The organism is Mesorhizobium sp. ORS 3428 (assembly GCF_001854785.1).
Classification (GTDB): Bacteria; Pseudomonadota; Alphaproteobacteria; order Rhizobiales; family Rhizobiaceae; genus Mesorhizobium.
The window spans coordinates 47444-59121 of the sequence record NZ_MDFL01000002.1 but is presented as its reverse complement, the minus strand read 5'-3'; the positions used below and the strand labels follow the sequence as shown (position 1 = coordinate 59121).

The 11678-nt window shown below is 63.8% G+C and carries 13 protein-coding genes; 3 read left to right on the top strand and 10 right to left on the bottom strand.

The annotated features are described in order from the left end of the window. Positions 1-122 precede the first annotated feature (122 nt). The 7 genes from ORS3428_RS01830 to ORS3428_RS01800 all read right to left on the bottom strand — a co-directional run bounded on the left by ORS3428_RS01830 (position 123) and on the right by ORS3428_RS01800 (position 6894). A complete protein-coding gene (locus tag ORS3428_RS01830) occupies positions 123-710 on the bottom strand; it encodes an NAD(P)H-dependent oxidoreductase (protein ID WP_071094106.1) in 588 nt (195 codons plus the stop codon). After that, positions 710-1276 carry an NAD(P)H-dependent oxidoreductase gene (locus ORS3428_RS01825; RefSeq protein ID WP_071094105.1) on the bottom strand — a complete coding sequence of 189 codons (567 nt, stop codon included), beginning with the start codon at positions 1274-1276 and terminating at the stop codon, positions 710-712. Before ORS3428_RS01825 ends, ORS3428_RS01830 begins: the two co-directional genes overlap by 1 nt. 45 nt (positions 1277-1321) lie before the next feature. Beyond that, positions 1322-2725, bottom strand: coding sequence for an FAD-binding oxidoreductase (locus ORS3428_RS01820; RefSeq protein ID WP_071094104.1), 1404 nt, complete (start codon positions 2723-2725; stop codon positions 1322-1324). Then, positions 2725-4023, bottom strand: coding sequence for a cytosine deaminase (locus tag ORS3428_RS01815; RefSeq protein ID WP_071094103.1), 1299 nt, complete (start codon positions 4021-4023; stop codon positions 2725-2727). The genes ORS3428_RS01820 and ORS3428_RS01815 overlap by 1 nt, the downstream gene beginning before the upstream one ends. Positions 4024-4211: 188 nt before the next feature. Beyond that, positions 4212-5063, bottom strand: coding sequence for an ABC transporter permease (locus ORS3428_RS01810; RefSeq protein ID WP_071094102.1), 852 nt, complete (start codon positions 5061-5063; stop codon positions 4212-4214). Beyond that, a complete protein-coding gene (locus ORS3428_RS01805; protein ID WP_071094101.1) occupies positions 5050-5874 on the bottom strand; it encodes an ABC transporter ATP-binding protein in 825 nt (274 codons plus the stop codon). The genes ORS3428_RS01810 and ORS3428_RS01805 overlap by 14 nt, the downstream gene beginning before the upstream one ends. A 15-nt stretch (positions 5875-5889) precedes the next feature. Beyond that, positions 5890-6894, bottom strand: coding sequence for an ABC transporter substrate-binding protein (locus ORS3428_RS01800; protein WP_071094100.1), 1005 nt, complete (start codon positions 6892-6894; stop codon positions 5890-5892). Positions 6895-7147: 253 nt separating this feature from the next. Between ORS3428_RS01800 and ORS3428_RS01795 the strand changes: the two genes are divergently transcribed. Together ORS3428_RS01795 and ORS3428_RS01790 are read left to right on the top strand one after the other, a co-directional pair. Next, the gene (locus tag ORS3428_RS01795; protein WP_071094099.1) at positions 7148-7531 is read left to right on the top strand and encodes a RidA family protein; all 384 of its coding nucleotides are present in this window, start codon (positions 7148-7150) and stop codon (positions 7529-7531) included. Between the two features lie 68 nt (positions 7532-7599). Then, positions 7600-8397 carry a creatininase family protein gene (locus tag ORS3428_RS01790; protein WP_071094098.1) on the top strand — a complete coding sequence of 266 codons (798 nt, stop codon included), beginning with the start codon at positions 7600-7602 and terminating at the stop codon, positions 8395-8397. A 15-nt stretch (positions 8398-8412) separates the two neighbouring features. Here ORS3428_RS01790 and ORS3428_RS01785 read toward each other — a convergent pair whose 3' ends face one another. Together ORS3428_RS01785 and cobD are read right to left on the bottom strand one after the other, a co-directional pair. Then, positions 8413-8922 carry a tyrosine phosphatase family protein gene (locus ORS3428_RS01785; RefSeq protein ID WP_071094097.1) on the bottom strand — a complete coding sequence of 170 codons (510 nt, stop codon included), beginning with the start codon at positions 8920-8922 and terminating at the stop codon, positions 8413-8415. Beyond that, complete coding sequence (cobD, locus tag ORS3428_RS01780; protein ID WP_071094096.1) at positions 8919-9974, bottom strand: threonine-phosphate decarboxylase CobD; 1056 nt, start codon at positions 9972-9974, stop codon at positions 8919-8921. Before cobD ends, ORS3428_RS01785 begins: the two co-directional genes overlap by 4 nt. Here cobD and cbiB point away from each other — a divergent pair. After that, on the top strand, positions 9973-10962 hold the full coding sequence (gene cbiB, locus ORS3428_RS01775) for an adenosylcobinamide-phosphate synthase CbiB (RefSeq protein WP_071094095.1): 990 nt from the start codon (positions 9973-9975) through the stop codon (positions 10960-10962). The two genes, cobD and cbiB, sit on opposite strands and share 2 nt — an antisense overlap. A 100-nt stretch (positions 10963-11062) precedes the next feature. Here the strand turns inward: cbiB and cobO are convergent, their stop codons facing one another. Beyond that, entirely contained in the window at positions 11063-11677 is a 615-nt protein-coding gene (gene cobO, locus ORS3428_RS01770) for a cob(I)yrinic acid a,c-diamide adenosyltransferase (RefSeq protein WP_071094094.1), read from the bottom strand. Between the last annotated feature and the right edge of the window lies 1 nt (position 11678).

Genomic DNA, 11678 nt, shown 5'->3' with positions numbered 1-11678 from the left:
CGGGGAGAAGGAAGGTGCCCGAAGGGCGGATGAGGGGCGGCGCCAGACTTTGTAAGATCGCGCTGCCCCTCATCTGCCTGCCGGCATCTTCTCCCCGTAAAACGGGGAGAAGAGAGCTACTCTCAAAACCTTTCCAGCCTCGCCCTTACCTTCGCCAGGAACGCCGCCCGGCTCTTCGGCGTCGAGGAATCCATTAGGTAATGCGCCAGGAAGAAGGTCTTGCAGCGCGTGGCGCAGATCGCGCGCATGCCGCGCAGGATCGTCTTGCGGCCGGGCTGGCCGACGACGACGCTCCACCAGGTCGGCGCGCCGCAGGTGGTGATGACGCCGACCTTGGTGACATGTGTCATCAGCGACTTGATCCTGCCCTTTCCCACCGGCAGCTTGAAAGCGATGTCGGTCGCCCAGACGCGGTCGAACCAGCCTTTCAGCATCGCCGGCAGGCCGTACCACCAGGTCGGATAGATGAAGAGGATCGCCTCGGCCCACTGCAGATGCTCGAAATGCGGCGCGAGCGCCGGATCGTCCGGCGCGCGGTCGTTGTAGGAGCGCCGCTCCTCGCAGCTCATCACCGGATTGAAATTCTCGGCATAGAGGTCGAGCAGCCGCACGTCCCAGCCTCTTCGCGTCAGCACCTCTATCGCCGTGTCGCGGATCGCCGCGCAATAGCTCTCGGGCACCGGATGGCAATAGACCACCAGCACGCGCATCAGAATTGATCCATCCTGGCGGCCACCTTCGCCATGAAGGCCTTGCGCGACTCGTCGGTCGAAAGGTTCATCGAATAATRCGCAAGATAGGAAACGGGAGCGCCGGGCTTGATGGTGGCCCGTAGTATGCGGTTCACCACCTTGCGCGGCGGATCGCCCATCAGCATCGCCCGGAACCGGCTGCCGCCATAGGTGGTGACGGCAGCGAGCTTACGGATGTTGTGCAGCGTCGGTCGCACCTTGCCGTCGACCAGCTTGAACGACACGCCGGGCAGGAAGACGCGGTCGAAGAACCCTTTCAGGATGGCAGGATAGCCGTAGTTCCAGACGGGAAACGACAGCACCAGCGCCTCTGCCTTTTGCAGCCTTTCGACGTAGCCGGCCACCGCATCGTTCGGCCCGCGCTGGCAGTGGTAGCCGAGCCGCTCGGCCCGCGTCATCCGCGGATCGAAATCCTCGGCATAGAGATCGCAGTCGTCGATCACATGGCCCGCCGCGCTCAACCGCTCGACGATCATCCTGTGCAGAGCGGCATTGAAGCTAGCGTAAAGCACGAGGATCTTCACGGGAGAACTTCCCGAAGCTCAGCGCGAGGCACCTCCGTCATAGTCTCACCCCGCCTTCTGCAGCCCCTTGAATAGGAATGTCCGGCCGGAACGATAATCGTAGTCCGGATTTTCCCAGGCGATCATCTTGCCGGGATTGAGCAGCCCCTGCGGGTCGGTCTCACGCTTGAAGGCAAGCTGGATCTCGTCGGTCTGCTTCATGCCGCCCTCCTCCAGCGTGTAGCGGTGGGGGTTGAAGATCGGGCAGCCATTGTCTTCGTGCAGCCGGATGATCTCGTCGAGYCGCGCCTCAGTGGTGAACTTGACCAGCGGCAGGCCGAAGCAGGTGATGTTGCCGTCAAGCCGCACGAATTCGAGATGCGAGAAGACCTCGCCTGGGAACATCGCGTCCATCTTCTCGACAAGCGCGAGCTGGTTGGGGAACGGATAGAGCGACTGCAGGTAGGTGATCGAAGGATCGACGCGGAGCGCCCGGAGCGTCGTATGGTTCCAGGCAAGCTCGTAGGCCGGCGGCAGGCCCTTCTTGTCCTCGTCCGTCGCCGTCGCCGCATTGAAGATGATTTCGCCACCGGCACGCCGGCTGAAGGCGAGGAAGGCATCGAGTCCATGCCGCGCCACCATGACGACGCAGATGCTCTGCCTTTCGCGGAGGAACTTCTGGTGCCGCTTGAAATAGAGCCACGGCACCGGCGCGGCGATCGGCGTGATCAGCTTGGTCAGGATGCCGTCCTGGCAGGCAAGCGCGTTGCCGTAGTGGGCCGCAGCCATGAAGGTGTCGAAACCGACGATCACGTCGATCCAGTCATAGGCGGCGGTCAGCGGCATCTCGACCTCGGTGATGATGCCGTTGGTGCCATAGGCGTGAGTGACCTTGTGCAGGGCCTCGCCGGTGAGCTCGAGCACTTTCGGCTCGGCCTCCATGGTCACGACCCGCAGGCGCAGCACGTTGCCGAAATCGCGCAGGCCGCCGAAATTGATCGAGCCGACGCCGCCCGAACCGCCGGCGATGAAGCCGCCGATCGAGGCCGTGTTGTAGGTCGATGGCGACAGCCTCAGCTCCTGCTCGGAATGTGCCCGCGTCGCCCTGTCTATGTCGGCTAGAACCGCCCCCGGCCCGGTCACAACGCGCCCCGGCGCGATGGTCTTGATCTCGTTCATCTCGGCGAGGTTCAGCACCACCCCGCCCGACAGCGGCATCGCCTGGCCGTAATTGCCGGTRCCGCTGCCGCGCGGCGTTACCGGGATGCCGTGCCGGTGGCAGGCGGCGAGCACGCGGATCACCTCCTCCTCGTTCTTTGGCGTGACGATCAGGTCGCCGGTGATATGGTCGAGCTGCTTCTTGAGAACTGGACTGTACCAATAGAAGTCGCGGCTCTTCTGCTGGATGATCGCCGGATGGTCGTCGATCTTGAGCCCTTCGAGATCGCGCTTCAGCGCTGCGATATCCATCATTCCACCATCAGTTCGTCGAGTTCGGCATAGTCGGGCAGCCGGCGGTCGATCGCCCTGCCCTCGCGCACCACGATGCGATCCGATTCGGGCCGCGACAGCAATTCGGTCCAGCTCCGCCCCTTGAAGACGATGAAGTCGGYGCTGCCGCCGGCGGCGAGCAAGCCGGCGCCGTCGAGCCGCATCACCTCGGCCGGCGTTGCGGCCACAGCCTTCGGCCAGTCGCCGACAGGATGGTCCAAATGCAGGATGCGCGTCGCCATGCGGTAGACTTCCAGCATGTCGAGATCGCCATAGGCGTAGAACGGATCGCGCGTGTTGTCGGAGGCGACGGACACCTTGATGCCGCGCGCCTTCATCTCGTGCAGCAGCGTCACGCCGCGCCAGCGCGGCGTCGTGTTGTCGCTGCGCCTGTCCTGCAGATAGAGGTTGCACATCGGCAACGACACCGCGGCCAGCCCCGCCTTCGCCGCCTTGTCCAGCGTGTCGAGCACCTCGAGGTCGGGCTGGCGCGAGAGCGAGCAGCAGTGGCCGACCAGTATGTTGCCGTCAAAACCGTTCCATAGCGAAGCTTCGGCGATCTTCTTCAGCGAGATCGCCGCGACGTCGTCGGTCTCGTCGGCATGGAAATCGAGATCGAGACCGTGCTTCATAGCCTGCGCGAAAACCTGGTCGAGCAGTTCCTCGAGGTCCGGCACCATATAGGTGACGACGCCGAGCATGCCCTTGGCCGCGGCGACCCGTTTCGCCAGCCGCTCGAACCAGGTCTTGTCGCGCGCGCTTTCGATTCCCAGAAGACAGGCGGCCTGCAGTTCGATGCGCCCGCGCCACCTTTCGCGCATCGTCTCGAACACCGGCCAGGAGATCTCCTCCTGCGGCGCCACGCTGTCGAGATGCGTGCGCACGGCCTTGGTGCCGTGCGCGTAGGCGCAACGCAGCGAGAAATCCATGCGCCGCGCGACATCCTCGGCGCTCCAGCGCGCGGTACGGTCGGCGCCGGCGGCGTTGAGCGCGCCCATGAAGGTGCCGTCGGGATTGGGCTTGCGCGGCCAGATATGGCCCTTGTCGATATGGGTGTGGCAGTCGACGAAGCATGGCAGCACGATGCGCCCGCCGAGATCGACCGCATCGTCGGGCGCCTTCGATCCGGCATGCGCAACGATGCTCGTGATCCTGCCGTCGGCGACAGATATGTCGGCAAGAGCGAAACCATCGGCGTCGAAGGTTGCGGCGAGACCAGGCGTCAGCGATTGATGAACGCGAGCGCTGGCGAGGCGGTAAGAACCAGAGGCTGGTATMAAGGCTTACCCCCTCTGTCCTGCCGGACATCTCCCCCCTCGAGGGGGGAGATTGGCAGCTTCAATCGCGGCGCACACCTTGCAACATCGGACATTGGCGAAATCCGAGAGGAAGTCCGATCTCCCCCCTTGAGGGGGAGATGGCCGGCAGGCCAGAGGGGGGTGCTTCGCGCCAGCCTTTCAGTCATTTACCGCTCCTGCTTCAACGCGCTTTCGTGCCAGCGGCGCAGGATGAGATGCGACACCAGCGACAGCACCAGGAAGATCAGGATGCCGGTGAGCGAGATCAGGATCAGGGCCGCGAACAGCCTCGGCGCGTTGAGCCGGTAGCCGGCCTCGATGATGCGCGAGGCAAGCCCGGACGACTGCCCCTGCGCACCGGCCACAAATTCGGCCACCACCGCGCCAATCAGCGACAGGCCGCCCGCGATCTTCAGGCCGCCGAGGAAATAGGGCATGGCCGCCGGCAGGCGCAGATAGCGCAATTGCTGCCAACGGGTCGCGCCGTTGAGTTTGAACAGGTCGCGCAAATTGCGGTCGACCGAGTTAAGCCCAAGCGTGGTGTTGGAGAGGATCGGGAAGAAGGCGACGATCCAGGCACAGAGCAGAAGCTTTGTCGTCTGATTGTTGATGTAGATGTTGATCAGCGGAAAGATGGCGACGATCGGCGTCACCTGCAGCACGATGGCGAAGGGGAAGAACGACATTTCCACCCATTTCGACTGCGCGAACAGCACCGCCAGCCCGACACCGCCGATCACGGCAAGAAGGAGGCTCAGGAAGGTGATTTTGATTGTCACCAGGAGCGAAGAGAACAGCAGCCCGGAATCGTCATGCAGCGTCTGCAGCACCACGCCAGGGCGCGGCAGGATATATTGCGGGATCTCGTTCCAGACACAGATGCGGTCCCACAGCCAGATCGCCAGCACCATGATCGCCAGCGGCAGTACCCATTTGCCGATCCGCTCCAGTCGCTCCTGGCGAACGCGGCGCGCCTCTTCCGGGTCGAGCTTCAACGCGGTGTCTTCAGTGGCCGTCATGATGCGGTCCGGTGGTTGAGTTGATGGCATTCACCAGCACGTCCGAGGCCTGCCGACAAAGGGCGGCATAGTCGGGTGAGGTCCGGAATGCCTCGTCACGCGGGTAAGGCGCATCGACGGCGAGCTCGCCGTAGACGCGGCCGGGCCGCGCCGCCATGACGACGACGCGACTGGACAGGAACACGCTTTCGAAGACGCTATGCGTGACGAAAACGACAGTGAAACGCTCGTCCTGCCAAAGCTCCAGAAGGTCGTTGTTGAGCTTGAAGCGGGTGATTTCGTCGAGCGCCGCGAAGGGTTCGTCYATCAAAAGGATGCGCGGCTTCGTCACCATGGCGCGGGCGATCGAGACGCGCATCTTCATGCCGCCGGAAAGCTCGCGCGGCACGGCGTTTTCGAAGCCGGTGAGATGGACGCGCGACAGCATCTCCATCACCGCGGATTTGGCCTCTGCGCGCGAGACACCTCTTAGCCGCAGCGGCAGCCATACATTGTCGAAGACGCTGGCCCAGGGCAGCAGCGTCGGCTCTTGGAAAACGAAGCCGATGTTCGAGCGGTCGATCGAGCCTCCCCAATCGAGCTGGCCGGAGGTCGGCGTCGACAGGCCGGCGATCAGCCTGAGCGCCGTCGACTTGCCGCAGCCAGACGGGCCGAGCAGGCTGAGGAAATCGCCTTCCTGGATCGCCAGGTCGACCTTGCTCAGCGCCGTCACGCCGTTGGAAAAGACTTTGCCGACATTACGCAGCGAAAGCAGCATCGGGCCCTCGCCCGACACTGCTGCTGGCGTCTGCGCCACTTTCTCCTGCATCATCTCAGGCAGGCCGCCTTACTTCTTCAGCTCCCGCCCGACACCCTTGTTGATAAAGGCTAGCGTATAGGCCTTCTTGATGTCGATGCCCGGCTGCGCGACCTTGGCCTTGACCATCTTGTCGTAGAAGCTCTGGATGCGCGCTTCCGTCATGGYGCCGATGCCGAGCTTTTCCGTGTCGCCGGAGTCGACAATGCCGAACTTCTTCAACTGTTCGATCGAGAAGGCGATCTGCTCATCCGTCATATCCGGATTGTCCTTCTTGATCATGTCGTTGGCGGCCTTGTTGTCGCCGTAGAGGTAATTGTACCAGCCCTTGGCCGAGCCATCGACGAAGCACTGCACGACCTCCGGCCGCTTGTCGATCGTGTCCTGCATCACCTCGATGGTGGTGGCATAGGTGTCCCAGCCATTGTCGGCGAGCAGGAACTGGTTCGGCATGAAGCCGCCCTGCTTATGCACGGCGAATGGCTCGGACGTCACATAGCCTTGCTGGATCGACTTCTTGTTGGCGATGAAGGGCGCCGGATTGAACGTATAGGGCACGCGCTTGGCGGCGTCGAAGCCGAGATCGGTCACCATCCACTGGAAGAAGGTCTGCGTGCCCTCGTCGCCGAGGATGTACTGGTCCGCGTTCTTCAGGTCTTCCCACTTGTCCAGTCCCTCTCCCGGATGGGACATGATGACTTGCGGATCCTTCTGGAAGTCGGCGGCGACGACGCGCATCGGAATGCCCTGCTGCACGGCATCGAAGGCCGAGAGCAGGTTGCCGCCCATGTAGAAATCGATCTTGCCGGCCAGCAGCATCGGCCGGCCGCTCACCTGCGGGCCGCCCTGCATGATGGTGACGTCGAGGCCACAGGCGGCATAGGTTCCATCCGCGATCGCCTGATAGTAGCCGCCATGTTCCGGCTCGGCCAGCCAGTTGGTGCCGAAGGTGACCTTCTCATTGGCGGCCGCGCCCAGCGTGCCCGCCGCCAGCAGCGCGACCGCGCCCGCCAGGATCTTTTCTTTTCCGTACATCAACATCACCTTCTGTTGGCTCCGGCGCGCTGCGCGCGGGGCTCGACACCATTGGTTCAAGAAGCAAGACACATGCCACCGCCTGGGCCGCCTGTTTGCGCGGCAATGATTGCCGAGACCGGACGGGTCATGCTGTACGAGGGGCATCGTGCCCATTTTTTGGACGCCTGTCCATAATCGCCCGGACGGCATGCACCGCATCTTGAAGCTTTCATGAATCCGGCCTTAGTCTGCCTGCCGACAGGAGAATGCCATGCTCAAATACCTCGCCCCCAGGTCGATCAAGCCGCCATTTGCCCGCTATAGCCACGGCGTGGAAATTCCGGCGGGAAAGCGCCTTGTGCTGTGCTCGGGCCAGTTGGGAATCGGTCCGGACGACGCCGTCCCCGAAGATGCCGGAGCGCAAACGGAGCTTTGCTTCAAGAACATCGCCGCGATCCTCAGCGAGGCCGGGCTGACGCTGAACGATGTGGTGCRCATCAACGCCTTCGTCACCGACCGCGCGCATCTGCAGGCCTATATGGACGTCCGCAACCGGCTGTTTTCCGATCCGGCGCCGGCCTCGACGCTGATGATCGTCTCCGGATTTGCCCGACCGGAATTCAAGGTCGAGGTGGAGGTGTTGGCTGCGGGGTGATGGTTGCCTGCAGCCGCCAAGCGCACTAGACCACCCTGTGCGGGCAGCAGGACATTCGGGAGACGAAAGTGACGACAAGACGCGTGTGGTGGGGCGACTACCGGACGACCGAATATGCCTCGATCGACGCGGAGGCGACGATTGCCGTGCTGCCCGTGGCGGCGATCGAGCAGCACGGCCCTCACCTCCCGGTCTCGACCGACACCACGATCATGATGGGCATGCTGGAGACGGTGATCGCGCGCCTACCCGACGATCTCGACATCCGCATCCTGCCGGTCCAGGCGGTGGGCAAGTCGAATGAGYATCTGCATGCGCCGGGCACGCTCACCTTGCCGGCCACCACGCTCGTCGATACCTGGACCGAGCTTGGCCTGTCGATCGCACGTGCCGGGGTCAGGAAGCTGATCGTCGTCAATTCGCATGGCGGCAWCGAGGAGATCATGGGCATCATCACGCGCGAACTGCGTGTGCGTGCAAATATGCTGGCGGTGAARACGAGCTGGCAGCGCTTCGGCCGCCCGGYCGGCATGTTTACCGAGCTCGAGGATCGTCACGGCATCCATGGTGGCGATGTCGAGACCTCGCTGATGCTGCACTTCCGGCCGGATCTCGTCGATATGGGCAAGGCCGACAATTTCGTCTCGAATGTCGGACGCGCCGAAAAGGAGTTCGCCCTGCTGCGCCACACCGRCACGCATGCCTTCGCCTGGATCGCCAGCGACCTCAACCCGAACGGCGTGGTCGGCGACGCCAGCATCGCCACCGCCGAAAAGGGCCGGCTGACCGCCGAGCATCAGGCCGACGGCTTCATCAATCTGGTCAGGGACGTGCGTAAGGCGAAGCTTACCGACTGGCTGTCGTAGCCGAACAGCGCAGGCTCAACCTTCAATGTCGAGCTCGAAGGGAGTCCCTTCGAAAGCATCGGCACCGCGTCCGATTGCTTCGATTGYCGCTATCATGCGGCCTTCGCGTCCGAGCAGCATATCCGCGACCGCAATCAGGCGTGGATTGGGAGTCGCCGTCGGTGAAAGGAGGCGCAGCGTCCTAGCCAGTTCCGCCTCATCGCGCTTGGGCGCCAGCGCAGCCGCGATGATATAGGCGGACGCCGTCGAGCGGCTGATCCCGGCATAGCAGTGCACGACCAGCGGCCTTGCCCTGTCCCAGCGATAGGCAAAATCGAGGAGCGCGCGCACATGCTCCTCGCCCGGCATGGTCATGCCTTCCTGCGCGACGGCGATGTCGTGCATGACCAGATGCAAATGGTTCTCCGCCAGGATCGAGGCCGGGCGGATCACCTCGGTGCCGGCGGCAAGCAGCGAGAGCAGCCGCTCGGCCCCGGTTCTCGCCACGATCTCCTCCACTTTCGACAGCGGACAGACATGGATCATCGCACGATCTCCTTCGGCGCATCGCCGCGCCGCGACGCCCAGGCCGCAAGGGCGGCTTCGAGGCGGTGCCATTCCTCGTCGCTGCCTGGCAAGCCGACTCGCAGGACCTGGGGCCGGTCGGCGAAATGGCGCACCAGCACGCCGCGCTCGCCGAGCGCCGAAAACAGGGTTGGGGCCTCGGCCAAAGACAGATAGCGGAACAAATTGGTGCCGCCAGCGACCGGAACGCCGGATTTTCTGAGCAGCGCGTCGAGCCGCTCGGTATCGGCTGCCAGTCGTTGTCGCATGGCAGCTTGCCATTCCGCGTCGGCCAGGGCGCGGATACCGTATTCGAGCGCGGGGCCGGCAACGGCCCAAGGCCCAAGCTGCGCTTCGAGCCGCTCGACCGTCACAGGATCAGCAAGCGCGAAGCCAAGCCTGATGCCGGCGAGCCCAAAGAATTTGCCGAAGGAGCGCAGCACCACGATGCCGCCCGCCCCGACATCGCCGGCGAGGCTTTGTTCGGTCGGGCCGACATCCATGAAGGCCTCGTCCACGACCAGAAGACCGCCCCTGCTGCGAAGCCGCGTGGCGAGACCGAGCAGGCGATCCCTTTCAATGATTCGTCCATCCGGATTGTTCGGATTGACCAGCACCGCAAGGTCCGCCTCCGCCAAGGCGTCGAAATTGTCCACTTCCGCCACAGCATGGCCAGCGATCGCCGCTGCCCTGGCGTGCTCGGCATAGGTCGGGCCCAGCACGAGCGCCTTGCCGGACCTCACCAGCGAGGCGACGCGGGGCAAAAGGATCTGCGTGCCGGGCGCTGCCGCAACATGCGCTGCCGAGGGCGCGCCATAGGTGCTGGCCGCGATTTCGGCCAATTCGCGCAGCCGTCCTTCCTCAGGCAATCGCGACTGGGCGGTGGCGGGCAGATCGAAAAGCGGATAGGAGTGCGGATTGATCCCTGTCGAGAGGTCAACGAAAGGCTGTGGCGCATGAGGAAAGAGGGCGCTTGCCCGGCCAAGGCTGCCGCCATGATCAACTGCTGCAATCGCTCCGCCAAGAAGCTTCATGTCGATCCTGATCGCTTTCCTGTCACTCGCCGTTGAACTTGCCCTTGGATATCCGGACTGGCTGTTCCGTGCCATYGGCCATCCCGTCACCTGGATCGGCAGGCTGATATCCTTTCTAGATCGCTGGCTCAACCGCRCCACCGATTCCGACGAATTGCGTCGCCGGCGCGGCGTCCAGGCGTTGCTGGCTATCGTGCTGGTGCCTGCAAGCATCGGCCTTGCGCTGCATGTCCTGCTCTGGCTGATTTTCCCGTCCGGCCTCGTCATTGCGGCCCTCCTCGGCTCCTCGCTGCTGTCTCAGAAGAGCCTCGCCGAGCATGTCGAGGATGTCGCCGACGCGTTGGAAACCGGTGGACTGACCCTCGGCCGAATCGCCGTTTCGCGCATCGTCGGCCGCGATCCGGAAACGCTCGACAAGGCCGGCGTTGCCCGCGCCGCGATCGAAAGCCTGGCCGAGAATTTCTCCGACGGCATCGTCGCGCCGGCCTTCTGGACAGGCATCGCCGGGCTGGCCGGCGGCGCGGCCTACAAGGCAGCCAACACCGCCGATTCGATGATCGGCCACCGCACCCCGCAATACGAGGCCTTCGGCCGCGCGGCCGCTCGCTTCGACGATCTGATCAATCTGCCGGCCTCGCGGCTCACCGGCCTGCTCATCGTGCTGGCGGCCTTCCTCGTCAAGGGCGCCGATCCCGGCAACGCCTGGCGGGTCATGCGGCGCGACGCGAGAAAGCATCGCTCCCCCAATGCCGGCTGGCCGGAAGCCGCCATGGCCGGCGCACTGGGGCTCTCCCTGGCTGGGCCGCGCAGCTATGGCGGCGAGGTCGTCGAGGACRCCTTCATGGGCGAAGGCGGCCGGCGCGAGGCCGAAAGCACCGACATAAGGCAGGCGCTGAAGCTCTATCGCATCGCAGACGGGCTACTGATCGGCCTGTTCGCGGCTCTTTCGGCGACCGCCATCTATCTGACGATGCTGGTTGCTGGCTAAAGCACGTCTCCCGAAAGTGGGAGCCGGTTTGGGGACAAAGACATGCGTAAAATCAAAAACCTAAAGCGCATGGAGCGAACTTGAAGGAACGCGACGCGCTTTAGAATTCTATTCCCTGCTGCGCCTTAACGCCGGCCGCGAAGTGGTGCTTGGTCAGCCCCATCTCGGTGACAAGATCGGCCGCCTCGACAAGCAGCGGCTTGGCGTTGCGGCCGGTGACGATGACATGCAGGTCTTCGCGGCGCGCCTTCAGCGCCGCGACCACTTTTTGCAGGTCGAGATAATCGTAGCGAAGCGCGATATTGAGTTCGTCGAGCACCACGAGGCTGATCGAGGGATCGGTCATCAACTCGAGCGCCTTGGCCCAGGCAGCCTCCGCRGCTGCGATGTCGCGTTTCAGGTCCTGTGACTCCCAGGTGAACCCCTCGCCCATCGTGTGCCAGACGACGCGGTCGCCGAAAGCGGCGAAGGCATCCTTTTCACCGGTGTGCCATCTGCCCTTGATGAACTGGACGACGCCGACGCGCTTGCCGTAGCCCAACATTCTCAGCGCCAAGCCGAAGGCAGCCGTTGTCTTGCCCTTGCCCGGTCCGGTGTTGACGATGAGCAGCCCTTTCTCGATCGTCTTGCCGGCAACTTCGGCATCCTGCACCGCCTTGCGCTTGGCCATCTTCGCGCGATGGCGTTCGGCGTCCTTTTCGTCGATTTCAGCCATG

Bases quoted from the DNA above. Each gene is read 5' to 3' on its own strand.
- ORS3428_RS01830 (WP_071094106.1), bottom strand. From the start codon at position 710: ATGCGCGTGCTGGTGGTCTATTGCCATCCGGTGCCCGAGAGCTATTGC.
- ORS3428_RS01810 (WP_071094102.1), bottom strand. From the start codon at position 5,063: ATGACGGCCACTGAAGACACCGCGTTGAAGCTCGACCCGGAAGAGGCG.
- cobD (WP_071094096.1), bottom strand. From the start codon at position 9,974: ATGAAGCTTCTTGGCGGAGCGATTGCAGCAGTTGATCATGGCGGCAGC.